The 26,187-nt window shown below is 55.5% G+C and carries 32 protein-coding genes and 1 pseudogene; 17 read left to right on the top strand and 16 right to left on the bottom strand.

Annotated features, from left to right (window positions below; translation table 11 throughout):
- Positions 1–2: 2 nt before the first annotated feature.
- Positions 3–575 carry a DUF6151 family protein gene (locus tag KO486_RS16520; protein WP_289847961.1) on the top strand — a complete coding sequence of 191 codons (573 nt, stop codon included), beginning with the start codon at positions 3–5 and terminating at the stop codon, positions 573–575.
- 5 nt (positions 576–580) lie between these two features.
- Here KO486_RS16520 and KO486_RS06355 read toward each other — a convergent pair whose 3' ends face one another.
- The 4 genes from KO486_RS06355 to KO486_RS06340 all read right to left on the bottom strand — a co-directional run bounded on the left by KO486_RS06355 (position 581) and on the right by KO486_RS06340 (position 4,361).
- A complete protein-coding gene (locus tag KO486_RS06355; RefSeq protein WP_216036411.1) occupies positions 581–1,291 on the bottom strand; it encodes an alpha/beta hydrolase in 711 nt (236 codons plus the stop codon).
- Positions 1,292–1,363: 72 nt separating this feature from the next.
- Positions 1,364–2,230 carry an alpha/beta fold hydrolase gene (locus KO486_RS06350; protein ID WP_216036410.1) on the bottom strand — a complete coding sequence of 289 codons (867 nt, stop codon included), beginning with the start codon at positions 2,228–2,230 and terminating at the stop codon, positions 1,364–1,366.
- Entirely contained in the window at positions 2,220–3,563 is a 1,344-nt protein-coding gene (locus KO486_RS06345; RefSeq protein WP_216036409.1) for an MFS transporter, read from the bottom strand. The genes KO486_RS06350 and KO486_RS06345 overlap by 11 nt, the downstream gene beginning before the upstream one ends.
- 48 nt (positions 3,564–3,611) lie before the next feature.
- Complete coding sequence (locus KO486_RS06340) at positions 3,612–4,361, bottom strand: alpha/beta hydrolase (protein ID WP_216036408.1); 750 nt, start codon at positions 4,359–4,361, stop codon at positions 3,612–3,614.
- 105 nt (positions 4,362–4,466) lie between these two features.
- Between KO486_RS06340 and KO486_RS06335 the strand changes: the two genes are divergently transcribed.
- Both KO486_RS06335 and KO486_RS06330 read left to right on the top strand, forming a co-directional pair.
- Positions 4,467–5,210 carry a metalloregulator ArsR/SmtB family transcription factor gene (locus KO486_RS06335; protein WP_216036407.1) on the top strand — a complete coding sequence of 248 codons (744 nt, stop codon included), beginning with the start codon at positions 4,467–4,469 and terminating at the stop codon, positions 5,208–5,210.
- A gap of 12 nt (positions 5,211–5,222) precedes the next feature.
- A complete protein-coding gene (locus KO486_RS06330; RefSeq protein WP_216036406.1) occupies positions 5,223–5,633 on the top strand; it encodes an MAPEG family protein in 411 nt (136 codons plus the stop codon).
- Between the two features lie 33 nt (positions 5,634–5,666).
- Here the strand turns inward: KO486_RS06330 and KO486_RS06325 are convergent, their stop codons facing one another.
- Positions 5,667–6,326, bottom strand: coding sequence for a DNA-3-methyladenine glycosylase I (locus KO486_RS06325; RefSeq protein ID WP_216036405.1), 660 nt, complete (start codon positions 6,324–6,326; stop codon positions 5,667–5,669).
- 25 nt (positions 6,327–6,351) lie between these two features.
- Positions 6,352–6,936 (bottom strand): TetR/AcrR family transcriptional regulator, encoded by a 585-nt coding sequence (locus KO486_RS06320; protein WP_216036404.1) that lies wholly within the window; start codon positions 6,934–6,936, stop codon positions 6,352–6,354.
- A 79-nt stretch (positions 6,937–7,015) separates the two neighbouring features.
- Between KO486_RS06320 and KO486_RS06315 the strand changes: the two genes are divergently transcribed.
- The 6 genes from KO486_RS06315 to KO486_RS06290 all read left to right on the top strand — a co-directional run bounded on the left by KO486_RS06315 (position 7,016) and on the right by KO486_RS06290 (position 12,281).
- Positions 7,016–7,507, top strand: a complete 492-nt coding sequence (locus KO486_RS06315) for an anthrone oxygenase family protein (RefSeq protein ID WP_216036403.1) — start codon at positions 7,016–7,018, stop codon at positions 7,505–7,507.
- 112 nt (positions 7,508–7,619) lie between these two features.
- Positions 7,620–9,566, top strand: a complete 1,947-nt coding sequence (gene thrS / locus KO486_RS06310; RefSeq protein ID WP_216036402.1) for a threonine--tRNA ligase — start codon at positions 7,620–7,622, stop codon at positions 9,564–9,566.
- A gap of 208 nt (positions 9,567–9,774) precedes the next feature.
- The gene (locus KO486_RS06305) at positions 9,775–10,077 is read left to right on the top strand and encodes a DUF2282 domain-containing protein (protein ID WP_216036401.1); all 303 of its coding nucleotides are present in this window, start codon (positions 9,775–9,777) and stop codon (positions 10,075–10,077) included.
- Between the two features lie 75 nt (positions 10,078–10,152).
- Positions 10,153–11,004: a DUF692 domain-containing protein gene (locus KO486_RS06300; protein ID WP_216036400.1), complete on the top strand. Its 852-nt coding sequence runs from the start codon at positions 10,153–10,155 to the stop codon at positions 11,002–11,004.
- Entirely contained in the window at positions 11,001–11,735 is a 735-nt protein-coding gene (locus KO486_RS06295; RefSeq protein WP_216036399.1) for a DNA-binding domain-containing protein, read from the top strand. Before KO486_RS06300 ends, KO486_RS06295 begins: the two co-directional genes overlap by 4 nt.
- 12 nt (positions 11,736–11,747) lie before the next feature.
- Complete coding sequence (locus KO486_RS06290; protein WP_216036398.1) at positions 11,748–12,281, top strand: DoxX family protein; 534 nt, start codon at positions 11,748–11,750, stop codon at positions 12,279–12,281.
- On the opposite strand, the gene KO486_RS06285 is transcribed toward KO486_RS06290, so the two are convergent.
- On the bottom strand, positions 12,278–12,643 hold the full coding sequence (locus KO486_RS06285; protein ID WP_216036397.1) for a hypothetical protein: 366 nt from the start codon (positions 12,641–12,643) through the stop codon (positions 12,278–12,280). The genes KO486_RS06290 and KO486_RS06285 overlap by 4 nt on opposite strands.
- The gene (locus tag KO486_RS06280; protein WP_252734604.1) at positions 12,643–12,987 is read right to left on the bottom strand and encodes an ArsC/Spx/MgsR family protein; all 345 of its coding nucleotides are present in this window, start codon (positions 12,985–12,987) and stop codon (positions 12,643–12,645) included. The genes KO486_RS06285 and KO486_RS06280 overlap by 1 nt, the downstream gene beginning before the upstream one ends.
- Positions 12,988–13,103: 116 nt before the next feature.
- Here KO486_RS06280 and KO486_RS06275 point away from each other — a divergent pair, with 116 nt between their 5' ends.
- Complete coding sequence (locus tag KO486_RS06275; protein ID WP_216036396.1) at positions 13,104–13,310, top strand: cold-shock protein; 207 nt, start codon at positions 13,104–13,106, stop codon at positions 13,308–13,310.
- Between the two features lie 700 nt (positions 13,311–14,010).
- On the opposite strand, the gene KO486_RS06270 is transcribed toward KO486_RS06275, so the two are convergent.
- Genes KO486_RS06270 through KO486_RS06260 form a run of 3 tightly spaced genes read right to left on the bottom strand, consistent with a single transcriptional unit; the run spans position 14,011 to position 15,699 of the window.
- On the bottom strand, positions 14,011–14,334 hold the full coding sequence (locus tag KO486_RS06270; RefSeq protein ID WP_216036395.1) for an ArsC/Spx/MgsR family protein: 324 nt from the start codon (positions 14,332–14,334) through the stop codon (positions 14,011–14,013).
- 51 nt (positions 14,335–14,385) lie between these two features.
- The gene (locus KO486_RS06265) at positions 14,386–14,862 is read right to left on the bottom strand and encodes a dihydrofolate reductase (protein ID WP_216036394.1); all 477 of its coding nucleotides are present in this window, start codon (positions 14,860–14,862) and stop codon (positions 14,386–14,388) included.
- Between the two features lie 3 nt (positions 14,863–14,865).
- Positions 14,866–15,699, bottom strand: a complete 834-nt coding sequence (locus KO486_RS06260; RefSeq protein ID WP_216036393.1) for a thymidylate synthase — start codon at positions 15,697–15,699, stop codon at positions 14,866–14,868.
- A gap of 351 nt (positions 15,700–16,050) precedes the next feature.
- On the opposite strand from KO486_RS06260, the gene KO486_RS06255 reads away from it, so the two are divergent.
- The 4 genes and pseudogenes from KO486_RS06255 (at position 16,051) to KO486_RS06240 (ending at position 19,844) form a co-directional block, all read left to right on the top strand.
- A complete protein-coding gene (locus KO486_RS06255; protein ID WP_216036392.1) occupies positions 16,051–17,214 on the top strand; it encodes a hypothetical protein in 1,164 nt (387 codons plus the stop codon).
- A 117-nt stretch (positions 17,215–17,331) separates the two neighbouring features.
- Positions 17,332–18,630, top strand: coding sequence for a surface lipoprotein assembly modifier (locus tag KO486_RS06250; RefSeq protein WP_216036391.1), 1,299 nt, complete (start codon positions 17,332–17,334; stop codon positions 18,628–18,630).
- Between the two features lie 56 nt (positions 18,631–18,686).
- A complete protein-coding gene (locus tag KO486_RS06245; protein ID WP_216036390.1) occupies positions 18,687–19,121 on the top strand; it encodes a VOC family protein in 435 nt (144 codons plus the stop codon).
- A pseudogene (locus tag KO486_RS06240) lies at positions 19,003–19,844 on the top strand (DUF1194 domain-containing protein). The gene KO486_RS06245 and the pseudogene KO486_RS06240 overlap by 119 nt, the downstream one beginning before the upstream one ends.
- Here KO486_RS06240 and KO486_RS06235 read toward each other — a convergent pair.
- The 3 genes from KO486_RS06235 to KO486_RS06225 form a co-directional block, all read right to left on the bottom strand.
- Positions 19,838–20,353: a winged helix DNA-binding protein gene (locus tag KO486_RS06235; protein ID WP_216036389.1), complete on the bottom strand. Its 516-nt coding sequence runs from the start codon at positions 20,351–20,353 to the stop codon at positions 19,838–19,840. The pseudogene KO486_RS06240 and the gene KO486_RS06235 sit on opposite strands and share 7 nt — an antisense overlap.
- A 103-nt stretch (positions 20,354–20,456) precedes the next feature.
- Positions 20,457–20,726: a succinate dehydrogenase assembly factor 2 gene (locus KO486_RS06230; protein WP_216036388.1), complete on the bottom strand. Its 270-nt coding sequence runs from the start codon at positions 20,724–20,726 to the stop codon at positions 20,457–20,459.
- Positions 20,723–21,118 (bottom strand): helix-turn-helix transcriptional regulator, encoded by a 396-nt coding sequence (locus KO486_RS06225; protein ID WP_216036387.1) that lies wholly within the window; start codon positions 21,116–21,118, stop codon positions 20,723–20,725. Before KO486_RS06225 ends, KO486_RS06230 begins: the two co-directional genes overlap by 4 nt.
- Before the next feature lie 88 nt (positions 21,119–21,206).
- Between KO486_RS06225 and KO486_RS06220 the strand changes: the two genes are divergently transcribed.
- Together KO486_RS06220 and KO486_RS06215 are read left to right on the top strand one after the other, a co-directional pair.
- The gene (locus KO486_RS06220) at positions 21,207–22,409 is read left to right on the top strand and encodes a pyridoxal phosphate-dependent aminotransferase (RefSeq protein WP_216036386.1); all 1,203 of its coding nucleotides are present in this window, start codon (positions 21,207–21,209) and stop codon (positions 22,407–22,409) included.
- Between the two features lie 60 nt (positions 22,410–22,469).
- Positions 22,470–22,886 (top strand): hypothetical protein, encoded by a 417-nt coding sequence (locus KO486_RS06215; protein ID WP_216036385.1) that lies wholly within the window; start codon positions 22,470–22,472, stop codon positions 22,884–22,886.
- Positions 22,887–22,897: 11 nt separating this feature from the next.
- On the opposite strand, the gene KO486_RS06210 is transcribed toward KO486_RS06215, so the two are convergent.
- A complete protein-coding gene (locus KO486_RS06210; protein ID WP_216036384.1) occupies positions 22,898–24,250 on the bottom strand; it encodes an MATE family efflux transporter in 1,353 nt (450 codons plus the stop codon).
- 62 nt (positions 24,251–24,312) lie between these two features.
- Between KO486_RS06210 and KO486_RS06205 the strand changes: the two genes are divergently transcribed.
- Entirely contained in the window at positions 24,313–24,963 is a 651-nt protein-coding gene (locus KO486_RS06205; RefSeq protein WP_216036383.1) for a DUF2461 domain-containing protein, read from the top strand.
- A 1-nt stretch (position 24,964) separates the two neighbouring features.
- Here the strand turns inward: KO486_RS06205 and KO486_RS06200 are convergent, their stop codons facing one another.
- Complete coding sequence (locus KO486_RS06200; protein ID WP_216036382.1) at positions 24,965–26,092, bottom strand: aminotransferase class V-fold PLP-dependent enzyme; 1,128 nt, start codon at positions 26,090–26,092, stop codon at positions 24,965–24,967.
- Positions 26,093–26,187 lie beyond the last annotated feature (95 nt).

Below are 26,187 nucleotides of genomic sequence, written 5' to 3'. Positions count from 1 at the left end.
CCATGTCAAAAGACGTTCCTTTTACCTGTTCTTGCGGAGCAGTAAGGGGCGTTTTGCGCGACATTCGTCCAAGGTCGGGTGGGCATTTGCGTTGCTATTGCGCTGATTGCAGACAAGCTGCCGTTTGGGCAGGAGATGTCACACCGACTCCAAATGGCATCCACTACTATCAGACCACTCCAGACCGGATAGATTTCGCCACGGGGCTCGCTAGTCTTCGCGTGTTCAAATGGAAAAAAGGGCGCTTGCTGCGCTGGTATGCGCCCTGTTGCGGCTCACCAATGTTCAACACGCTGGACAGCCCCAAATGGGCCTTTGCAAGCATCAATACCGAACGCTTTAGCACCCCCGACGCCTTGGGCCCTGCTGTTGCTTTTGCATTCAAGCCTATGCCCAACGGCAAATCAAAAACCAAAGGGTTCGTAGGTTTCATCGCTGGTTTCGCCCGCCGCACCATCTGGGCGCGTATTTCGGGCGCTTGGCGAAATACGCCATTCTTTGATGCAACAGGTGAAACAATCACCTCGATCAAACAGCTCACCGCGCAAGAACGCGCGCGCGTACGACAAACCTAGCCAGTTTAACGCAGAACCAACGGTTGCTGCATCCAAGCGAATAACGCCTCTGCGGTGCCTTCGGGGTCTTCCAGCATCGTCATGTGCCCGACCCCGTCGAGAACAGCCAGCTTGGCGTATGGAATAAGCTCGGCCAAGAATTCTTGGCGTTTCAAGGGCACGATTTTGTCGTCCCCCCCCGCCAGAACCAAAGTCGGTTGGGTAATGCGTCGCAAGGTCGACTGCTGGTCACGCCGCCGCTGCATCGCCCGTTCCTGACGTGCGTAGACATCTGGGCCAAGCGACAGCGCCATTTCTTGTAGTTCCGCCATCGCATGGGCACGCAATGGCCCCTGCCCGACATGGCGTGGCAAAATATCCGTTTCCAGTAACGTCTCGAACCGTCCGGATTTCGCGCCAATCATACGCGGTTCGCGATCAGCGGCTTCTTGCGGGGTGTCCGATAAAGGGTTTGTCCCAATCAGCGCCAACCGGATCACCCGTTCGGGCGCACGGCGCACCAATTCAAGGGCAATCGCCCCCCCCAATCCATGCCCACAAAGCGCGAATTTTGAAGGCAACGAAGACAGCAAGCCGGACGCGATCTCTTCTATGCGGTCGCCAACGCAGACGGGCGCAATCGTGACCGGACGTTCATAGCTCATCACCGTCAATTGTGTCGCCCAGACGCGCGCGTCCGACATCATACCTGGCAATAGAATAAGGGGTTCGGCCATAGCTTCTTTCTGTCTATCCGGTTGCCTGTTTTGAATGATTGTTCATGCCAAGCGCCCAGACGCAACCCAAATCTACAGATCGCGCAACCATGTGATGATCCGGTCCGCCAAAGGGGCGGTTTGCCGCGGACTCATGACGTCGCCGGCCATGACATGGCCGTCTGTGTCGTCGTCGGGCCCTTGGACAAGAACGTCTTCTTTCGTCGGCCCCGCCCAGCGCGCCATAACGGCCCGTATCTTCGCAGGATGGACGACCCGATCCGCGTCGCACAGGGCGAAATAGGCAGGCCTTGTGATGGATTCGATAGGTTGGCTCAGGGCGTCGCTAACTGCATCTTCCATCGTGAACACGGCCTGCGTGTCGTAGTTGATGGTCCAGTATTTCTCATGCGCATCCGAACGCGGTTCAAACGAGATGTTCTTGCCCACAACAAAGCGGCCCCATGTTCGAATTCCGGGCATTCGCAGCAATAGCCCCGCGAAAACATGGCGTAAGCCGAAGTTTGGAGAGACGTGAACGACGGCTTTCACATCCGCCCCCCGCGCGAATGCGCTGGTCAGCAATGTGCACCCAGTCGAGCACCCGATGACGATGACCTCGTCCCCGATCGCAGCCCCGATGTCCAAGGCTTCTGCGACGTCCGCGTGCCATTCATCAAGCGTTGCACGTCCCATCGCGGCCCCATCCTGACCGTGCCCTGTAAGCCGCGTATAAAACAGGTTCGCTCCAAAGGCCTTCGCGATCAGGTCCGGAAGCGGGCGCACTTCGCCCAAGCTGGCCGAAAACCCGTGGACATAGACCACACCGACCTTTGTCTTCTTGGGCCCATCCGCCCAGATGATCTGTTTTTCGCAACCAGGACGAATGCCTCCGACGGCAGCTTCGTTCTGGCTCAGATAGGCATCAAGACCGGCAAGTTCTGGCAATTCATACGACATCTAGGACCCTTTTCGCTTTGGGGCGATAAAACCCCCAAAGCAGGACAACTGAAAGGGCCAAAATTGCAGCAGGCACCAATGTGACCGCCCAGCGCAACGCGTTCAAGGCTGCTTCGGGCTGCTCTGCGATACCCTCTGTCGTTTCTACCCAACCGTAGGCGCCGACAATCAAGCCGAGGATCAGGGGGGCGATTGCATTGGCCGCCTTCTGTCCGAACAGCCAGATCGCTGAAAATGCACCCTCGATTGCTTCGCCTGTTTCGTTGCTCGTGACGTCCATAAGGTCGGGATACATCGCCCAAGGGATCTGCTGATACGATCCGTTCGTCATCCCGGCCAGCACGAACATCCCAGCTACGGCCGTAACGTTCACGGACGGAAGAACCAAAAACAGGCCGTAAAGCAGCGCAATATACAGGCAAAGCCCAAGGACCAAAGCGCCTACTTTTCCAAGCTTGGCAGACGCAAAGACCCAACCGGCTTGGCTTAGAATTGATCCGACAGTAAAGGCCGCAAACATAAGGCTTAGCACGCTCAACGCCTTAGCCGCACCCGACAGCAGCGTATCACCTGTGTCTGTCACCAAATAGATGGCCGCAAATGGCAAGCCTGCAGTGATCAGAGCGATCGCCAAAGTCATGACGCCATAAAGGGCTGCAAGGATCACAAACGCGCGGTTGGACGCCACCAATGAAAGCATCCGGACCGGACTAACGCTGGACGGTTTGGAAACCCGAGGAGCGCGCCGCGTTGCGAAAACGGACAGCCAAATCGCACCGATAATCAGCGGGCTCACTTTCAACGCGGCTACGGAATACCCCTCATTGGCGGCAATACCGGGGATAAGCGCGCCGCCGATCAAGATACCAACCGAGGCAAACCCCATACGCCAAGCGGTCATTGCTGATCGTTCTGTCGGGTCTTTCGTGACCTCGCCTGCCATCGCGCCATAAGGAATAGACACCATCGTGAACCCCAAGGTCGCCAACACGAAGAAACCCAACACCCAAGGCAGCGCCGCGACACCCGTCATGCCGTCTGGGACCGAAAACAGGCCCACCATTCCGACCGACATCACAACCGCGCCTACAACCATCCAAGGTGCGCGCCTGCCCCACCGGCTGTGCGTGCGGTCACTCAGATAGCCGATCAGCGGGTCAGTGATCATGTCAAATATCAACACGCCTGTCGTCGCTAGACCGGCTATTTCTACTGGGACACCCAAGACGGACGTCAAATAAGCAAATACCAAAAGCTGTTTGACCACTACGAAAACGACAACGCCCATATCCGCCAGACCCCAGCCCGCCTTTTGCCCGAGTGATAATGCCATGCTGCCCCCTCCCAAGGATAATGTGGGGACCTTAGCCAGATGACCCGATCAATCCATAGCGGAACGTAGGGTCACATCCTCAATCGCTTGGGTGATCAGCGGCAAACACTCTGGCGTCGAAAACGAATGATCTGCACCGTCCACAAGCGTGAGCCGCATATCCGGACTTTGCGCGTGGTCCAAAAGCTGGATCGCAGTTGTAGTGGTAACGGATGTATCCGCCGTGCCTTGTAAGAACCGCACGGAAAACGGCAGCGATAATGGCGTGCGCAAAACCAACCTGTCACGGCCTTCCTCAATCAGGCGTTTGGTGATGATATATGGGTCGCCGTAATCAGACGGCAGCGCGACCTTACCATCACTTTCCAATTCTAGCTTTTGCGCATCCGTGAAATTGCCCCAGAACCCGTCTTCTGTAAAATCAGGCGCAGCTGCGATCCCGACAAGCCCTGCGACCCGTTCGGGAAGCGCGCGCGCAATTTGCAGTGAAATCCAGCCGCCCATGCTGGACCCAACCAAGACCAACGGACCATCAATCAGCGCGATCGCTTCACAGGCATCTTCAAACCAATCGCCGATACAGCCATCCTCAAAGGCTTCGCTGCTTTCACCGTGGCCCGAATAGTCGAACCGCAGAAACGCGCGGCCCTGATTCTTTGCCCAATCTTCAAGAAAAACGGCCTTTGTGCCGGCCATATCCGACTTGAAACCGCCCAAGAACACCACGGCTGGGCCCTGCCCTGCAGTCAGATGATAGGCGATTTCGCGCCCCTTGGTGGTTGTGAATGCATCAGTCATTTCAAAGCTCTACTAAATGTCACGGCTATCTTAACGCAGTCGCAACACGAGGTAAATCATGTTACCCTATTGTCACGTGACTAATTACTCACGTATAAAGTCTTCATGGAACATATCTTCAAAGCCCTTTCTGATCCAACCCGCCGCGAATTGCTTGATGCACTGCGCCGCCGCGATGGTCAGACGCTCACGGAGCTAGAGGCCTCGCTGGCGATGTCACGGTTTGGGGTCATGAAGCACCTCAAGCTGCTCGAGGATGCCAACCTTATCGTCACGCGCAAATCAGGACGTTTCAAACATCACTACCTCAACGCACTGCCCCTGCAGGACGTCATGGACCGCTGGGTCGCACCATTTCTGCAACCACAAGCCAAGGCCCTTTCCGATCTCAAAGCCAAACTTGAAAAGGACACGTCGATGTCAAAACCCGATTTTATGATGCAAACCTTTATACGCTGCACCCAAGACGCCCTTTGGGATGCCCTAACCCAAGCCGATGATATGGCGCGATACCATTTCGCTTGTAACACGGTGCAAGGCAACGCAGCCGTGGGCGGGGAAACGACCTTTATCCTGCCGCACGGCGAAGCGATGTTGCGGCAGGTCACAACGGCGCTTGATCCTAAATCCAAAATCGCGATGACATTTGAACCCTTGTTCATGGGCCCCGACGCTCCGCCCAGCCACATGGTTTATTTGATCGAACCGCAAGGCGACACCTGCAAGCTGACAATCGAGCACTACGATATGGCACCTGGCCAAGACGGCTTTGCCGAAGGTTGGGCGCGATTGGCGGCATCTCTCAAATCATTTCTTGAAACTGGTGAACCGCTTAAGGCGGTAATGTAAGGAACTAAACTCATGGATAATTTCCCAACCGAACTTGGCATACTGACCTGCCTAATGATCCTTGCGGCGTCATTGTGGATTCCGTTTATCGTCGGCTCAAACAACGACGAAGGCGCAGTAGACGGGTTCACTCGCCCTCATGACGTGACGAAGATGAAGCCCTGGGTGCACCGCGCGTTTAGGGCACACCTCAACCTTCTGGAGCAGGCATTTCCGTTTGCGATCCTTGTGCTGATCATCGACGGGTTGGATGGCTTTACTTCCCTGACATATTGGACTGCGATTGCGTTTTTCTGGCTGCGCATCGCCCATGCTGTCGGCATGATCACGGGTCTTGCGAAGCTCCCGCTGCGCCCGATCATTTTTGTGCTTGGCTATGTTTGCGTCCTGATCATGGCCTATTCGGTGTTCGCGGCGTCCTAGATCAATCGACGTTCGTCCGAAGTGCGACGGACGTCACCCATCAACACTTTGCGCCAACACGCGTGAGATTTCCGTTAACCCTCGGCCTGATTGTTCCGCCCATGTGTTAAACGCGCCCTGCACTGCTGCCATTGCCTTTTGTGACGTCGGCGCTTTGTCGATGACCCCTTCGGCGACCAACCGAGCGACCACGTCGTGCGAGAGCAAGAAACTGTCGACGCCAAGACGACGTAACGCGTAGCTGCCCGTTGACCCGCCCAAGCGCGATCCGTTTTTCTTTAACCAGAGCATTAGCCCTGCGAAATCCTCGCGTGGCCAGTCAGCGATGAAGGCCCCGAAATCGCCGGCCTCTTGGATCATCACGGCGTTTTCCTGGATTGCGCGGATTTTCGGAGCGCTGCGGATGACGCGTTTGTCTTCGACCAGATCATAGAACCAGTCATCCGACATCATCGCGATGCGGGGCACATCAAAGCCGTGAAAAGCCTCGAGGATATCGGGCCATTTGTTTTTGACGACAGTCCACGCCAGCCCTGTTTGAAAAATCCCCTCGGCAAAGGAGGCGAGGAAGGCCTCCGCTGGAATTGCTGCGATCTCATCGCGGGATTTCGGCAGGTCTATGCCATCCAGAACCGCGCCACGCCCGCCTTTGCGATCCGCGGCGATATCCAAAATCTCGTCGAAATGTCTCATGTCAGTGTCCTCACCGTGAACGCACCTAATCAAGAACTATGCGCAAAAAGGTTTCAAGTGCTGCATCTGATCGCGCCTGAATTTCATGCGGGTTCAAGGGCGGTAATACGCCCGTCACACGCCGGATTTGAAGGTCACCTATCAAAAGCGTAAAATAGAGCTCAGCCATTGCGAAAAGTTCAGATGCAGACTTTTCGCCATGGAACGTGCCCATCACGTCAACAAGACGCGGCCGCACAACATCGCGCCCACCAATTGCCAGCGCTTTCCCCAGCTCACCCGAGCTATCCGTTGCCGCCGCCCGATTTAGCGCAATAGCGCGCGGCCCCAGCAGCATGCCCAACAAGGCAGGCCCGAACCCTGCCAACACATCGCGAAGTTCACCGTTTCCGACTTTCAGGTGCGCGTCTAGTTCCGCCACGTTGCGTGCAACAAGAGCCATAAAAAGCCCCTGCTTATCCCCATACCAGCGGTACAACGTTTCATTGGACGCTTTCGCCGCACGGGCAACGCCCAACATCGACACCCCGTCAAACCCCTTTTCTTCGAGCAGCGCATAAGCCGCTTCGACAATCTGCGCTTCGCGCTTTTCACGATTTTCTGGTCGCATGATGCCTCCTTGACAGAATCTGTATTCAGAATTACGGATACTGTAAATGCGTATTTGTAATTACGGAAATGGACATAACATGCTTACCAATCTCCTCGCCCTAGTCGCTCTGCTGTTTACCGCTGCGATCTTTGGATTTTTCTATGCCTATTCGGTTTCGGCCATGTGGGGGTTGGATGTCGTGGCCCCCGCCACCGCCATCGAAGCTATGCAAGGCATCAATTCACAGGTACGAAACGCCGCCTTCTTTCCAGCATTCTTCCTGACGCCTGTTCTGCTCGCCCTGTCGGCGTGGTCGGCTTATGGCACAACCAAACCCGCAGCATTTGCATTTGGCGCCGCAGCAATCATTTACCTGAGTGGCGGGTTGATCCTGACGATGCTCGTGAACGTGCCGATGAACGAAGCTTTGGCGCAAATCATAATCCCTGATGATCCAACCGCCGCCGCGCAAATCTGGGCAGAGTATTCTGCACCTTGGCTGCTTTGGAACCATATCCGTACTGCGTTTTCAGGAGTTGCTGTTCTTTTGGCGGGGGGTGGGCTTTTGGCCCTCTCCCTTCGCGTCTGACCCGACAGTTCCGCCACCCTTGACGGGGGACTTGTGCTAGGCCAAAAGCGGCTTACATCATAACCCGCAACCGGGCGCTTTGTAGGCGCCAAACTGACGAGGAGCCCATAGCATGGCCCAAATCTCCCTTACATTTCCTGACGGCAATTCACGTGACTACGACGCAGGCGTAACCCCTGCTGAAGTGGCTGCATCTATTGCGTCGTCCTTGGCGAAAAAGGCTATCTCTGCGACCGTAAATGGCCAGCACTGGGATATGCAGTGGCCGATTGATGCGGATGCATCCATTGCCATCAACACAATGAAAGACGAAGAACCTGCGCTGGAATTGATCCGTCACGACCTCGCACACATCATGGCGCGCGCGGTGCAGGAACTTTGGCCTGACACTCAGGTGACCATCGGGCCTGTCATCAAAGACGGCTGGTATTACGATTTTGATCGCAAGGAACCTTTCACACCAGAAGACCTCGCGGTGATTGAAAAGAAGATGAAAGAGATCATCAACAAACGCGACGCCGTGCGCACCGAAGTGTGGGACCGCGATGTTGCGATCCAGCATTATAAGGACAAGGGCGAACCCTATAAGGTCGAGCTGATCGACGCCATTCCGGGCGACGAGCCATTGCGCATGTATTGGCATGGCGACTGGCAGGACCTGTGCCGTGGTCCTCACTTGCAAAACACAGGCCAAGTTCCGGGCGATTCATGGAAGCTGATGTCCATCGCAGGCGCCTACTGGCGCGGTGATAGTGATCGCGCGATGTTGCAGCGTATTTATGGTGTCGCGTTCCAGAACAAGGAACAGCTCAAGGCGCACATGAACATGCTGGAGGAAGCGGCCAAACGCGACCACCGCAAGCTGGGTAAAGAAATGGGCTTGTTCCACATGCAAGAAGAAGCCCCCGGTCAGGTGTTCTGGCATCCGAACGGCTGGAAGGTTTACACAACCCTGCAAGACTACATGCGCCGCAAACAAGAGGCTGGCGATTATGTTGAGGTGAACACACCGCAGGTTGTGGATCGTAAGCTTTGGGAAGCGTCGGGCCATTGGGACAAATACCAAGAGAACATGTTTATCGTCGAAGTGGACGAGGATCACGCACGCGAAAAGGCCGTCAATGCGCTTAAGCCAATGAACTGCCCGTGCCACGTGCAGGTGTTCAACCAAGGTTTGAAATCTTACCGTGACCTGCCTTTGCGGATGGCCGAGTTTGGATCATGCGCCCGTTACGAACCATCTGGCGCCTTGCACGGTATCATGCGTGTGCGTGGCTTTACCCAAGATGATGGCCACATCTTCTGTTCCGAAGATCAGATCACTGCTGAAACCAAAACGTTCATCGATTTTCTATCCACAGTCTATTCCGACCTTGGTTTCGACAACTGGAGCATCAAACTGTCCACCCGCCCTGAAAAGCGGATCGGGTCGGATGAGGTCTGGGACCGGATGGAAGAAGCCTTGGGCGAGGCCTGTAAGGCCGCTGGTCACGACTTCGAAATCCTTGAAGGCGAAGGCGCGTTCTATGGTCCGAAGTTGGAATTCACTTTGACCGATGCGATTGGTCGCGAATGGCAGTGCGGTACTTTGCAGGTTGATAGCAACCTGCCCGAACGTCTGGACGCGAACTATATCGGTAAGGATGGCGAAAAGCACCGCCCTGTTATGTTGCACCGCGCGACGCTCGGGTCTTTTGAACGCTTCATCGGCATCTTGATCGAAGAACACGCAGGCAAGCTGCCGTTCTGGCTGGCCCCGCGTCAGGTTGTTGTGGCGTCCATCATCTCGGACGCGGATGATTACGTGCACGAAGTTGTAGCTGCCCTCAAAGCCGTCGGCGTGCGCGCCGAAGCCGACATTCGCAACGAGAAGATCAACTATAAGGTCCGCGAACACTCTCTCGGTAAGGTTCCGGTGATTCTGGCCTGCGGCGCACGCGAGGTGGAAGAGCGTACAGTCTCCGTTCGCCGCCTTGGTCAGAAGCAAACATCTGTAACATCTCTGGATGCGATCCTTGAAGAGCTGCAAAAATCGGCCACACCACCCGATCTTTTGTAACATTCTGCACCGCAGCAGTGTTACAGGCCCGATCGCCCCGTGCGGTCGGGCCTTATTTTTATGGAATTCCGAACCACTACGTTCTGACGTCAGATAACGCACACGCGATACACGCGCCCGTGAATAGCTTAACACGCCAACGCCAGCATAAAGTTAGGAAGTCGCCAATCACGGCGCATCTCTGCAACTGAACAACAGGAATTATCCCATGTCCAAGACAACAACTTCACTCGCACTCGCAGCTTCCGTAGCAACAGCAATCGCTGGTCTGTCCACAGCGGCACACGCTCAGGAAAACGAAAAGTGCTTCGGTATTTCCCTTGCTGGCGAAAACGACTGTGCAGCTGGCCCAGGCACAACATGCGCTGGTACATCCACAATTGATTACCAAGGCAACGCATGGACATTCGTTCCAGCAGGCACATGCGAAGGCACGATGATCGAAGCAATGGGCGACTCCCCTGAGCGTTCCGGTTCCCTGACTGAGCTGGACCGCGACATCCCAGCATAAGCTGATCCAGTTCGTTTTGTGACTTTGGCGCCCATCCGCATTAGGGTGGGCGCCATACCCTTAAGGAGCCCGACTATGCTTGATGCTACGCGACAACCTTCCCTGCCCAATCGCCCTGGTGTCGGCTACAAGGCCCAGCATTTTAATGACATCATGAAAGACGCAGGCCCCGTTGGCTGGCTCGAAATTCATGCTGAAAATTACATGGGAATGGGTGGCCGTCCCCTCGCGCAATTGCGCCACCTTTCCGAACAGTTTCCGTTTTCCGTCCACGGTGTGGGTCTGAGTATTGGCGGCGAAGGCCGCTTGGATGCCGACCACCTTGCACGTTTGAAAACCCTATGTGACTGGCTGAACCCAGCCAGTTTCTCCGAACACCTTGCGTGGTCCACCCATGAAAGCGCATTTTTGAACGACCTTCTGCCTCTGCCCTACACGGCGGCAACGGTCACCCGCGTTGCCGATCACATTGACGAAGTGCAATCTGTGCTGGGTCGTCAAATGCTTCTTGAAAACCCGTCCAGCTACCTCGCCTTCGCCGAAAGCGACATGTCTGAGACAGATTTCCTTTCTGAAATCGTGACGCGGACTGGCTGTGGCTTGTTGCTGGATGTGAACAATGTTTTTGTTTCCGCCACCAACCTTGGTTATTCCCCGCAAGGCTACATCGACGACTACCCCCTTGATGCGGTTAAGGAAATTCACCTTGGTGGCCACGACGCGGACGAAGACGAAACAGGTGCCCCGCTGTTGATCGACAGCCACGGCGCTGAAGTTGTCGATCCTGTTTGGGCCTTGCTCGATTACACCTTGGCCAAGTCTGGCCCCAAACCTTTGCTGATCGAATGGGACACCGATGTTCCCGAATGGGCAGTTCTGGTCGAAGAAACCAGACGCGCCGATACGGCCCTGTCGGTGCTCGCATGATCACGACGCAGACGGAATTCCGCACGGCCCTTCTGGACCCCACCAGCCCGCCGCCAGAAGGCGTGCGAAACCCTGATGGCGTACAGGCCACCAAACGGTTTGACGTTTACCGCAACAATGTCGCCGTGAGCCTGACAGACGCCTTGGGCGCTGCCTTTCCAGTTGTTGCCAAGCTCGTCGGAGATGACTTTTTTCGCGCAATGGCGGGGGTTTACCTGCGTGCCCACCCGCCAAGCTCACCTGTGATGATGTTTTATGGCGAAGAAATGCCTGAATTCCTTGCGGGGTTTGGCCCTGCACAATCCGTGCCCTATTTGCCAGACATCGCCCGTCTTGAGCTGGCCTTGCGCCACAGCTACCACGCCAGCGACGCAACCCCGATCGCAGCCGATGCGCTGGCACAGATCGCACCCGACAGCCTGCCGCAGGTGACTTTCACCTTTGCGCCTTCTGTTTACCTGATCCCGTCGCGCTATCCGCTGCAATCGATTTGGGCGGCCAATACATCGGGCGGCGATATCGCCAAAGTCGCGCAACCCGCACTGGTGACGCGCCCTGAATTTGACCCTATGGTCGATGCCTTGACGCAAGAACAAGCCGCCGTCACCCAAGCCCTGATCGGCGGCCAACCGTTGGGCCAAGCCTTGCAAAATGGTGGTGCTGGTTTTGACCTCGGCCCGCTTCTTGGCCTGATTTTGTCCCGTAATGCCCTGATTTCCCTCAAGACCTGAAAGACCAATACTATGCTCGCAACCTATGACCGCCTCACCCAGTCCCTGAACGCTTCTGCAGCGGCGATCTTGCCTACGCTGGCCCGTTTCGTCTTTGCAGCGACGTTGTTGTTCTATTTCTGGAACTCAGCGAATACTAAATGGGATGGCACGCCATTTTCACCCGGCGTCGGCGGCTATGCGCAGATCTTCCCAAAGGCGATGGAAGCCGTGGGCTATGACATCTCGCAAATGTCCATCTTCCATTGGGCCGTCGTTGTGGCAGGCACCTTGGCGGAATACATCCTGCCATTGCTGATCGTGATTGGCTTGTTCACACGTTTCGCCGCCCTCGGGATGATTGGCTTTGTCGTCGTACAATCCCTCACAGACCTCTATGGCCACGGCGGGATTGCGCACACCGAAACGCTTGGCAAATGGTTTGACGGGCTGCCAACAGGCGCGATCTTGGACCAACGCGCGTTCTGGATGGTTGTTCTGGTGACGCTGGTGCTCAAAGGGGGCGGCCCATTGTCCGTGGACCGCCTGCTCAGAAAAAACCGTTAAAAGTGCGCGACGTCTTCATCCGGCTTGCCGGCGGCTATCGCTAAGATACCGCCCAAGCCTGCGAACCCGATCGGGAACATCGTCGCCACGTTGAACCCAAAGGCGGCATAAAACAGGCCAGCGCCGATCAACAATGCAATTCCACCCCATAGCGCACGCGCCTTGGCCATCGCGCCCCCTGCGATACAGGCCAATGGCGCGGCAAAGCTTGCGAACTGGACAAAGCCCGGGCGTTCAAACATGCCCAACTGGCTTGCTTCAGGGACTTCATTGGTGAGGGTGACCCAGCCGTAGCCGAAAAGCCCGACGAAAATCCCCATAACCCCTGCAATGATGCCCAAAATGGCTGCTGCGTTGCGCATTATTCTACTCCTATTTCGGCTTTGGTAGCAGGTGTCCAACCTTGATGCCATGCGCCATCCATTTCGATCACGGGGCGTTTCATTAAGGTCGGATGGGCCGCCAAAAGCGCGGCTGGATCGCGGGCGCGGTCTTCTTCGCTTAACCCCCGCCACGTCGTTGAACGAGTGTTCAGAACCGCTGCCCCAAACGCTTTAATCATTGCCGCTTGATCCTCGGCGCTCACGCCATCGGCGCGCACGTCGATGACTTCAACCTCGCGGCCTGCAAGCTGCTTGAGCGCCTTGCGACACGTATCACATGTTTTTAAGCCAAAGAACCGCAAGACTGCCTCCGTTTTAATCATTTCGCGTATCATCCCCTGATTTCTCAAGATTGTCATTTGCCTTTTTCATTCAAGTCTTAACGGTAGCGCAAGGGTCCGCCTTGCGATGCCCGAAAGACAATATGAAGGAGAAGACAATGGCCAAAGGCACAGTGAAATGGTTCAACACAACCAAAGGCTTTGGATTTATCGCACCTGAGACAGGCGGCGCAGATGTGTTCGTGCACATCTCTGCTGTGGAGCAGTCTGGCCTAACTGGTTTGGCGGATGACATGCCCATCGAATACGACCTGATCGAAGGTCGTGACGGGCGTCAAATGGCAGGGAATTTGCAAGTAGGTTAAACCTACTTCGCGTCCTGTTCTATCAGCTTAGAGAATAATTCCCGTACCTGCTGAGGCGTCAGCGGGTACAGTGGGTTGTGCTGTGTTGTTTGATTTTTCATGCAATACATATGGCGCACCCTTGGCAGCAATATCAGGGGAGAATGGATTTCCCATTCCCCGCACCTGATACATTTCAAATCAGTGGAAGAACCACCGCTTCTTTACGGGTTCGGGTGGATCGTTCTTTACAAGTCCGTCGGCGGTGTCGGACAAGCGATCCAAAAGATCCGTACGGATTTTTGGAAATGTATGTGTTGGTTTAGTACTTGTTACTGTCGTTTTCACTTTAGCCCCCATAGGTTTTTGGTGATGCAACCTTTCTACAGGGCGAAATGACTGACCAAAGCGGGAACAATAAATATCCATTCCCCAGAGCACGTAGCGTCACATGGATTGACTCTCCGATTCGACGGCGGATTTTTCAATTTTTTCAAGATATTAGATTGCACCTCAAAAAAACGCCTATTAATTCCGTAAAAGAAACAGTCGGAATAATTGCTGCCTATTGTTTCCAAATATCGAACCAATAGTTAACGAATGTGGCCGCCAGCAGACAGGTGCTGCCTTATTCTTGCACGAATCGATGGGGCACCACCCCAATTAATTAGGAGATTACGTAACCTATTATCGGTGACCGACTTTCAGTGCTTGGCGCGTGCTATAGCCATTCTGCTTTCGTCGCCTCGTCCCAACCCAACGTGGACTTGGTTCCATCTGTAATAACGGGGCGCGCCATTACGGCTGGGGTGTCGGCCAATTGCGCCTCGGCCTCGCTTTCTTTCATCCATGCGTTGAGGTTGCGATAGGCTTGGGACTTGCGGTCCACCAGATTGTCCCCGAACTCAGCGATCAGGCTTGTCCACTCATCTTCGGACAAAGGTTCTGCGCGGACATCACGGAAGGTGACCTTGATCCCCTCGTCCTCAAACGCCTTGAGCGCTTTCTTGCAATCAGTACAGGTCGGGAGGCCGTAAAGGATCATGAGGTCTGGCTTTCTCTATTCTAGGCAAATTCCGCTGGGCAAGATGGCGCGTTAGCGCCGCAAATATTCACGGACGATGCAGAGCGGGTCATCCGCCCGCAGGGATCTCTCGTTCACCATCCGCCAGTCGCTCAGGTCGACCATAGGAAAGAACGTATCGGCATCCTCAACCCGCATCGCGACGTCTGAAACCAACAGCCGATCCGCCAGCGGGAGCATCTCGGAGTAAATCCCAGCGCCGCCCATGCCATAGATGCGATCATACCCTTGGTCCGATGCAAACTGCACCGCCTCCGCTACGGAAGACACAACGGTTTCCGCGGCGTCGGCCCTCGAGGACACCACCACGTTAAGGCGTTTCGGCAGTGGCTTAAACGGAAGGCTGTCCCACGTGTTACGCCCCATAATCAGCGCACCGCCCAAGGTTTCACGCTGAAAGGATTTCAGGTCTTCGGGGATGTCCCAAGGGATTGTCCCGTCTCGGCCAATGGCTCCGTTTTCATCACGGGCGACAATCAATGTAATCATAGTCTAAACCGCCACTGGTGCGCGAATTGCAGGATCGGGCTCATAGCCAATGATCTCGAAATCCTCGTAGCGGAAATCGAAGATCGACGACACATCCCGTGTTATTTTGATCTGCGGCAATACTTTGGGCGTGCGCGACAGTTGTAATTGCACTTGATCCATGTGGTTGGAATAGATGTGCGCATCCCCCAAGGTATGAACGAAATCGCCAGGCTCATAGCCGGTCACATGGGCCAGCATCACCTGCAGCAAGGCGTAAGACGCGATGTTAAACGGAACGCCCAGGAACATGTCGGCGGAGCGTTGGTACAATTGCAGGTGCAATTTGTTTTTGATGATACGCACCTGCCACATCGTGTGACATGGCGGCAAAGCCATGCGCGGTACATCACCCGGGTTCCACGCCGAAACGATAAGACGGCGGCTATCAGGCGACGTTTTGATCATCTCTACGAGATTGGCGATCTGGTCGATCTCGCGCCCCTTGAACAACGGCTCTCCGTCAAGCGTTTGATCTGTCGGCTCAAGCGCAGGAAAAGAGCGCCACTGATGGCCATAAACAGGGCCAAGGTCACCATTCTCATCGGCCCATTCATCCCAGATCGAAACGCCGTTGTCTTTCAGGTATTTGATGTTGGTGTCACCAGACAAGAACCACAGAAGTTCATGTATAATGGAGCGCAGGTGCAGTTTCTTCGTTGTAACCAACGGAAATCCGTCCGCGAGACGATAGCGCGATTGCAGCCCAAAATAAGACAGCGTCCCCGTCCCCGTCCGATCCGAGGACTCTTCGCCATTCTCCAGAATCGTGTTCAATGCATCGTGGTATTGCCGCACTTTAGTCCTCGTTTCTCATGTCTTTGCCCGGTCATCATGCCGAGGATTAGATCGATATGCCATCCAATTGCGTGCACCCTTGGCTCGCCCCATTTTCGCCTGACAGATCGCACAGTGCGCCTACACGTGGGGAGGTCAATTGAATGTGTCGTTTCCCCCCGCTTGGGTACAAATCGTAGGCGGTGATTCTGCCTTCAAGCATCTGACATACTATATCTGCGCAACAAAGTGGCGAAAACCGCCACATACGGTGGAGTTTCTCGTTAACCACGCGTTGACTTGAGCGCGTCAATTTCGGACTATGCACGACAAGAACGCAAACAGCGCAGCATTAATCTGGGGACGGCCGTTATGAGCAGAATTATTACCGCACTTTCTATAGCGGCCCTCTTGGCAGGGTGTGATGGGAAAAACCCGTTTCAGGATGAAGTCGTCGCAACGAACGAAGAGACCGGTGAAACCGAACTCGTGGATGACAATGATCCCAATACAGACGTAGACAACAAGTTTGCTTATGATCCTGAGCGGAACCTCACCATGAACTCCGTCGACTACGATGACAACGGTACCCCAAATGACCCGACGGATGATACCGTGGTCATCAACAACCTGCCGTTTGACGGCCCTGATGGCGTTTATGATGATATCGCGGGTGCGGATACAACCAACGCCGATGGTCAGACGACGAACATCTTCCAAAACACAGAAAATACCATCAGTGGCGAGATACAATACTATGCCGTCATGGTCAGAAGCGACTTCCTAGAGGCGTCATCCGCCGCAAGTGAGGACTGGACCAATTTCGGTTTTGCTGGTGCGAATGTGAACCGGGAAAGTTATGTTATCCCCGATGATTTCCAAGGATCTTACGTCTATGCTGGCGTTTATGCAGCAACGCGAACCTATGATGAGCGCGGCGGTCTTGAACTTATTCGCGGCGATGCAACTCTGAGACTTGATGTTCCGGATATTGACCCACTGGATGGGCTGCAGGGCACCATAGCCGGCAACATTACAAACCGCACACGCGACGGCATCGGGGATCAAATGGTCGGCGATTTGCCTGATATTTCCCTTCGGACCGTCACGTTCAATACGGATACTGGCGTCTGGGAAGATGGCGATGCAGGGACATACGATTACGTTAACGGCGACCGCATCGAACGCGATAGCGGGACATATGACGGCTTGATCGCTGGAACAAATGGCGAAGAACTGGGTGGTTATCTTATCGTCGAAGGTGTGGCCGACATCCAAACAGTCGAGTTCGAAGTTGTTATTTGGGAAGACATTGACGGCAACATTAACGAAACAAACGGCTATGACGTTGCCGATGCCGTAGCTATCCAAACGACAGTGAACAATGGTAACCCGGTTGGGCTTCTGAGTGTCACCGGGGGGATTGATATTCCTGCGACCGCAACGGTTCTCAGCACAACGACCGAAACCATCGACATCCAAACCGATTACAACGCGCGTGAAATTGGCGTTTTCGTCACCGACCTTCAGCCCTAAGCGATGCAAAGCCCGCGTCTCCTGATTGTGGCTTGGGCTAAAGCCGCTGTTATCAGTTGTGCGTTGAGTACCGGCTGGTTGCCCGCGGGCGTAGCTGCGCAAACCGAAGGCCAACGGATGACACCGCTAGACGCGCGGACCCTCGCCGGTCAGTTGATCGACGCGCGCCAACCAGCTGCGGCCCGCGAAATCGCGTTGAGCCTCGTGGATGCAAATCCGAACGATGTCGCGTCACTGGTTGCCCTTGCACGGGCCGAGATTGCACTGGGCAATCACGACGCCGCCATCACCGCAGCCCGCGCAGCCAAGACAGCGGCGCAAACACCGACACAAAATTATCTCGCCTCTCTCGCGATGGCAGATGTTTTGGCACAATCGGAACGGTTCACGCGGTCGCAATTCTGGCTACGTCGCGCAATCCAACATGCACCAAACACCCAAGCCGAACAGGTCGCCGTGCAGGCCTTTCGCCGCGTGCGGCGAGCGAACCCGCTTGCAATAGAGCTCAGCTTCGGGCTGGCGCCGTCCGACAACGTCAACTCCGGCAATGCAAACCAAACTATCAACTTTGCCTATTTGCCCGGCGTGCTTGGGGAAGTCGAATGGCTTGTGCCTGCGGATGAACGCCCCCTCGCGGGGTTGGAACTTTCGCTCCAGACTGACCTGCGATACCGCATCGCTCAATCGGAAACCAACCGCACATCGCTCGAATTCGGTCTGTTCGGGCGCACCTATATTATGTCATCGCAAGCACGAGAATCCGCGCCAGATGTCACGGGCGAAAGCCTGTCCTACTATAAGGTCTCGACCGGCATTCTACATGAATGGCGTCCGCAGGGGCCCAATAATCCCTATTTTGCACGGCTGAACTTTACAAACGCTTGGTCGGGGGGCGATCCATACCAATTCGAAATCGATGCAACCCTTGGAACAGGGTTTACCTTGGCCAACGAAGACCGCCTGTCTATCTCGGGCGGGGTGCGTCACACGTCTCGCCATAACAGTGACTCCGAAATCCTCACCTATTCGCTAAGGGGGCGTTGGGCGCGGACCCTTGGGAACCGTGACGTGATTAGCCTCAACGCGCAACGCGCGCACGCGACGTCCGACACCACGGACCTCGCCTATCACGGCACCACGATTGGGGTCAGTTATGACTTCGGTGACATCATCGATGGGATCGACCTCGAGACCAGCTATTCTGAACAGTTCCGCGTCTACGAAACGTCTGCCTTTGATCCGGCGGGCCGTGAAGATCGGATTTCATCGCTTCGGTTTGATGTTGGAATCAGCAGAGTGGATTTTTTCGGGTTCCAACCCGTCGTCACTGTCCAAGGTCGGCGCACAGATTCATCCGTGCCGCGTTTTGATACGGAAGGCGTGCAAGCCGGAATAAACTTTCGATCCAGCTTCTAACGACTGGTCCTCTGTAACATCCATGATAGGTTCCGCTTAATAACCTAGGAGGTCACATGTCCCTAAAGTATCTACACACAATGGTCCGCGTCAAAGATCTGGACGCTTCAATTGCATTCTACAAACTGCTTGGTCTCGTTGAACGAAAACGAACAGACCACGAAGGCGGGCGGTTCACGCTGGTCTTTTTGTGTCCGCCGGATCAGGCCGACGGTCATGCTGACGTAGAACTGACTTACAACTGGGACGGCGATGATGCGCTGCCGTCCGACAGCCGTCATTTCGGTCATCTCGCCTATACGTGCGATAATATTTACGATCTATGTCAGACACTTATGGACAATGGCATCACTATCAACCGCCCGCCACGCGATGGCCATATGGCATTCGTTCGCAGCCCTGACAACGTCTCGATTGAGCTGCTGCAAGAAGGTGACCGTCTCGCCCCTGCCGAGCCTTGGGCCAGCATGGAAAACACGGGCCACTGGTAATGCCATGATCCGCGCGGCGCTTTTGTGTTTGGCGGTCGGGTTCTGGGCCTCTGGCGCTCAGGCCTGCCGACTGGCCTTGGTGTTGGCGCTGGACGTGTCTTCCTCAGTGAACGCCGAAGAAGACATCTTACAACGCCAAGGCGTTGCGGCAGCCCTTGTCGCCCCGCGTGTTCAGGCGGCCTTCTTGGCGGGCAACGCCCCCGTTGCCTTGGCCATCTTTGAGTGGTCGGGCCGCTACAATCAGATGGTCTTGCAAGACTGGACCTTGATCCACAGCGAAGCAGAGCTGCTTGCGGCGGCCAGTCGTGTTTCATCTACACCGCGCAGCCATTCCAATTATCCGACGGCACTCGGGCACGCTATGGGCTTTGCTGCAACAATGTTGCAGCAAAGCCACTGTGTGATGCGCAAACCATCGATGTCTCAGGTGATGGCCCCAACAATGACGGAATTAGCATTAGCAGCGCCTATGCGGCTTTTCCGTTTGAAGACGTGACCGTCAATGGGTTGGTCATTAATGTCCCTGAAGACATGGCCGCCCGTGCCCCCGATGCCGATTTGGTCGACTACTATCGGCGCACTGTCATCCGCGGGCCCGCCGCCTTCGTCCAGACCGCTGACGGGTTTGAAGACATCGCTCGCGCAATGGAGGTCAAGCTGATCAGGGAATTGGGTGTGCTCGTGATTGGCCAATCGCACCGCTTAGAAGAGCTCGGTCAGTAGATGTAGCGAATTTGGTCTGTCCAGTATCGTTCAACGCGACGTAACGCGGTTGCGATTTCATCGAGGCCGTTCATGTCCAACACGCCCCGTTCCTGCAGGCCTGTTGCGTGATTGGCAAAAAGGCGCGACACCACATCCCGGACTGCGCGTCCCTTTTCGGTGAGGCGCACGCGCACGGATCGGCGGTCAATCTCGCAACGTTGATGGTGCATATAGCCCATTTCAACCAGTTTCTTGAGATTGTAGCTGACGTTACTGCCTTGATAATATCCGCGACTTTTCAGCTCTCCGGCGGTGACTTCGTTGTCACCGATATTAAACAGCAGCAGTGCCTGAACGGCATTGATTTCCAACACGCCAACCCGTTCGAATTCGTCTTTGATGACGTCCAACAGCAGGCGATGCAGCCGTTCGACCAAGGTCAGTGCGTCTAAATAGGTCGTCATGAATTCAGCTTCGGCCCCAGTGGGGGCAGTGCTGGAAGTGGGCGGCAGCGAATGCAGGCTCATCTTAAACTCCGTCACAAGATTTTCTGCGACTCGATTGCCATGCGGAGATAAAATATTCCGTTAAATTGCTGGAAATTCGATACGACCTGTCGAGGGTTTCGACCTAAGGTTTGGTCAGGCCAACAGCACCTTCACGGATCATCGCCATCAAGCCCGTGTAGTGGTCAGGCTCTACCACTTGCCCCGTAACCCATTGATATAAATCATGATCGTTTTCTGACAGAAGCGCATCATATTGCTGCAGCTGCGGTTCATCCAAGTCTGCTAAATGCGCCTCGGAGAATGCCATTAAAATGATATCCATTTCTTTGATGCCGCGGCGGATAGACCGCATGTGCAGCCGCTTTCGCATGACGTCCAATGCTTCGCTCATGATTTCCCCACCGCTCGGAACCGTTTTTCCAACAAGGCCAAACGCTCGGCAGACACCGCCATTTGTGCACGTACCGATCGCAGTTCAGTCAGCAATACCGTCATGTCAGGGGCCAACTGATCCTCTTCTTCGGGGGCCTCAACGCCTTCGCCTTCGCCGGTCAAAAGCCAGCTAAGGGACACCCCAAGGATACCTGCAAGAATGCTCAGCCGGTTCGCGCGCGGCTCACTCAGGTCGTTTTCCCAATTGCGCATCGTGCTGTTTTTAACACCGACCCGCTGCGCCAGCCCTTTTTGGCTCAGTTTGGCGGCTTCTCGAGCCGCAGCCAAGCGATCCCCAAAGGTTGCAGTTTCTTCACTGTACCAATCTTGATTGTCGTCTGCGTCAGTCATGCTTGTGCCTTATCTGAATTGCGCGTTGCCAGCGCCTACCCTGCCCCATATGACAGGTCTTAACCCATCTTGCTACACGAGGCCCCCAATGCCCTTCCTTTCTGCGACACTCGACCGCGTCAAACCGTCCCCGACCATTGCCATGAGCACCAAAGCCGCTGAACTGAAAGCCGCAGGCAAGGACGTCATCAGCCTCAGCGCAGGTGAGCCTGACTTTGACACGCCGCAAAACATCAAGGACGCAGGGATCGCCGCGATCAATGCCGGCAAGACGAAATACACGGCCCCCGACGGTATCCCCGAGCTGAAGCAGGCAATCTGCGATAAGTTCGCGCGCGAAAATGACCTGTCCTACCAGCCCAACCAGATTTCGGTCGGCACGGGCGGCAAGCAGATCCTTTATAATGCGTTAATGGCGACCCTGAATGAGGGCGACGAAGTCGTGATCCCTGCGCCCTATTGGGTCAGCTATCCCGATATGGTTCTGCTGGCTGGCGGCACACCCGTCATCGCCGAAGCCACGATCGAGGATGGGTTCAAACTGACGCCAGAGCAGCTTGAGGCGGCGATCACCGACAAGACAAAGTGGTTGATCTTCAACTCTCCGTCCAACCCAACGGGCGCGGGTTACAGCTGGGACGAGCTAAAGGCCCTGACAGACGTTTTACTGCGCCACCCCCATGTCTGGATCATGTCGGATGACATGTACGAACACCTCTCATATGGGGACTTCAAATTCTGTTCCCCCGCGCAAGTTGAACCGCAACTATATGAACGGACATTGACCACCAATGGCGTGTCCAAGGCCTATGCCATGACAGGATGGCGGATTGGCTATGCGGGCGGACCTGTGGCGCTGATCAATGCCATGCGCAAAGTGCAAAGCCAGTCCACGTCCAACCCCTGCACCATTAGCCAGTGGGCCGCGCTAGAAGCCCTGAACGGCACACAGGATTTCCTCGAAAGTAACCGCGCACTGTTCCAACGCCGTCGCGATCTGGTTGTGTCGATGTTGAACGACGCCGTTGGTATTGAATGCCCCGTCCCTGATGGCGCGTTCTATGTCTACCCCAGCATCGCGGGCTGCATCGGCAAAACCAGCGCAGCTGGAACCGAAATCTCCAATGACGAAGTGTTCGCAACGGCCTTGCTTGAGGAAACGGGTATTGCTGTTGTCTTCGGCGCGGCCTTTGGCCTCAGCCCGAATTTCCGCGTGAGCTATGCCACGTCGGATGAGGCGCTGGAAGACGCGTGCACTCGTATTCAAACCTTCTGTGCGGGTCTGCGCTAGGCCCTAGCGACATCACATTCGCGCTGCTAAGATACCGCAAACCAGCAAGTAGGCCCCACCATGAGTGCAGAGCTTCCCGACTACTATTTCCGTGTCCGTGAGAACGGCGCTGCGGTGTTTCGTGTGGACACGGAAAACCGGCAGCGACGCATTGAGATGGACCAGATTGCGGTCATCAACATCAAGAACGGTGAAGTAAAGCCGCACGGGGATCGCACGCTAAGCGAAGAAGACATCGCAGAAATCGAAAACTGGATGACCGAGCGCAAAGCCCTACTTGCGCGCCGCGATATCGACGACATTCACCGCGCTGTGGATTACCTCAACATCACGACGCAGTGGGTTCAGTCAAAGGCGGAAGATGACCAGTTGGAAGAGGTGACTGACGATCTGCTTTTGGCGATGCATGACCTGCGTTCGCTTCTTGTGCGCAAAAAGGCCGACCGCCTGATGAAAGCGCAAGACGCTGCCGAATAATCGCGCCTCGATCAGCTCGTGCTGCGCGGTGTGCGGTTCCAAAACCGTAGGCTAAGCAGAATAGCAGCGACACCTAGCCCGACTGTCAGACCCAACCACAATCCGACAGGCCCGATCCCAAAGGTAAACGCCAGAAGGTAGCTGGCCGGAATGCCGATCACCCAATAGCTGACAATCGCCAGCCACATAGGAACGCGCGTATCTTGCACGCCGCGCAACACCGACAGCGCCACGATCTGCCCTGCATCCACAAATTGGAACAACGCCGAAACGATCAGCAGTGAAATGCCGAGCGTCAAAACGGCGTCACGGGCCGGGTCGGCAGGATCAATGAACATGGATACCAAGACACTCGGCATCGCCAGATAGACCACGACAACCAGCAACCCAAAGGTCAACGAAACACCGTAAGCCGCATAAGCCCCGCGTTTTAAGTCAACTTCGTTGCGCGCGCCGAAATGGCGGCTGGCGCGGATCGTTGCGGCCTCGCACATGCCGACGTGGAACATGAACATAAAAGCCGTGAGTTGCAGCGCGATCCCGTGGGCTGCCAGCTCTACTTCGCCGATCCATCCCATCATGATTGAGGACCCAACAAACAGCCCCCCTTCGGCAAAGGACGTCAGCCCAATCGGCAGGCCAAGCCGGAACACTTCGCCCATTGCTTCGGCGTCACTGCGCCAAATACGGCGGAACAATTCGGCCTCTGGCTTGGTGCGCTGTGTATAGATCATGAGGGCAACCATCTGGAGCAACTGGATCACAACTGATGCAATCGCCGCCCCTTCGATGCCAAGTTCAGGTGCGCCAAAATTACCGAAAATCAACGCGTAATTGACCAAGGCATTGGCCCCGAGGGCAACCAAAGTGATCCACAATTGCACGGCCGTCAGTTCCATCGCGCCCAGATAGGACCGCATCACTTGCGCGCCCATTGCGGGGAACATGCCAAGCACCGCAATACGCAGATACAGCCCACCCTCGGCGGCAACGCTCGGTTCCTGCCCGATCAGCAGCAGTACCTGTTCGCCATACATAAACGGAACGATCAGTAGCGCTGAATAGATCGCCGAAAGCCACAACGCCATGCGGGTCACGCGGCGTGCGCGGGTCTCATCGCCCTGCTCGATCGCTTCGGCGACCATTGGTGTGACCGCGCGACCAAAACCTGCCCCGATGATAAAGATCACAAACCACAGACCGGTTGCGACAGTCGCTGCAGCCAAGGACGAAACCGAATACCACCCAAGCATGATCGTATCCGTCATATGGATCGAAAAGCCTGCAACGTTAGCCCCGACCAAAGGCAGGCCCAGTTTCAGCAGTCGCGAGACATGCGTTTGATATGACATTGGAGTAGACATGAGATCGGCATAGGCCCAATCTTGGCTTGGGTCTAGCCAATGTCTGTGAAGCGGAGCGCACAATGTTTGATACTTTGATAAACGATGCGCAGCTCTTTCTACGCGCCCTGTCGCACGACAACACCCGCGATTGGTTCCACGCCCATAAGTCTGAATATGACAGCAAGCTGCGCGACCCCGCCAAAGCGCTGCTGGAAACGATGTCACCAAAGCTTACGACGCTTACAGGGTTTGATGTGACGCCAAAGCTGTTCCGCGCCCATCGCGACGTCCGGTTTTCAAAAGACAAAACACCCTACACCACCCATCTGCATATGATGTGGGCGGTTGAGGCTGGCGCGCGTCAAAATCCCGTCGTGTTCTTTGGCATCAATCTGACTGAGGTCACGGTTGGCACCGGAATGATGGAATTTAGCAAGGACGTGCTGATGGACTGGCGCAAGATGGTCGACCTTGATGGTGATCACATGGTTGGCCGCATTCGCCCCGTCACGGATAAGGGCTACGCCCTTTGGGAACCCAAGTTAAAACGTGTGCCGCCCCCCTTTGACAAAGATCACCCCCATGGTGACCTTTTGCGCCAAAAAGGGCTGGTCGCCACAGGGCAGCCCGAGATGTCGGGGGATCTGGTCGAACATTTGGATGGTGCCTTTGGTGATCTTTGGCCTCTGTCAGACATGTTGATCGGCGTCGCTGAGACGCCGACCCTTTAGCCTAAAGGACTTGATCAGCGACGTCCGTGAACGCTTTTAGCGTCGCATCAACGTCGCGCAGTTTATCAATGCCAAACAGCCCAACGCGGAATGTGCGAAAATCTGCAGGTTCATCGACGGCCAATGGCACGCCAGCTGCGATCTGCATCCCAGCACCTGCGAACTTTGAACCGTTCTGAATATCTGGATCATCCGTATAGCTGACCACCACACCCGGTGCGCCGAAGCCGTCAGCAGCAACGGATTTGATGCCTTTGCTTGCGAAATAGGCCCGCACGCCGTCGCCCAGTTTCCATTGGGCGTCGCGCAGTGCGTCAAAGCCCATTTCTTCGGTTTCCTGCATCGTGTCGCGAAAATCGCGCAGGGCGTCTGTCGGCATTGTTGCGTGGTAGGCATGACCGCCATTCAGATAGGCCTGCATGATCGAGTGCCATTTCTTCAGATCGACTGCGAAGCTGTCAGAAGTCGTCGCCTCGAGACGTTCCAAAGCACGATCAGACATCATAACCAAGCCAGCGGACGGGCTGGACGACCAACCCTTTTGCGGGGCCGAGATCAGCACATCAACGCCTGTGGCCTTCATATCAACCCACGCACAACCGGATGCGATGCAATCCAGAACCATCAACGCGCCAACCTCATGAGCGGCCTCAGCAAGGGCAGACACATAATCATCAGGAAGGATAATTCCCGCGCTGGTTTCAACGTGCGGCGCAAAGACGACATCAGGCTTTGCCTCACGAATGGCGGCTGTGACGTCTTCGATTGGCGCCGGCGCGAATGGCGCGCGGCTGTCGTTGCCTGTCTGGCGTGCCTTATGAACCGTCTGCTTGGCGGCAAAATCACCCGCATCGAAAATCTGGCTCCAACGGTATGAAAACCAGCCGTTGCGCACGATCATCGCGTGCGCCCCTGCCCCGAACTGACGTGCAACGGCTTCCATCGCATAGGTGCCGCCACCGGGCACAATCGCCACGCCGTCCGCGCTATAAACCTTCGCCAGCATCCCGTTCAGATCGCGCATGACGCCCTGAAACACCTTTGACATGTGGTTCAACGAGCGATCGGTGAACACGACGGAAAATTCCATCAAGCCATCGGGATCAACTGGGGAATGATTAGCGGTCATCTGAATATCCTTTGCACGTTAAGGCAACGACACTGTGCCCCAACTGGTTGTGCAAAGTCTTTCGCAGAATACTGGAAACTGTCTAGCCTAAATCG

The sequence above is a fragment of the Octadecabacter sp. B2R22 genome, assembly GCF_018861045.1.
GTDB lineage: Bacteria > Pseudomonadota > Alphaproteobacteria > Rhodobacterales > Rhodobacteraceae > Octadecabacter.
This window is presented reverse-complemented; position numbering and strand designations above follow the sequence as displayed.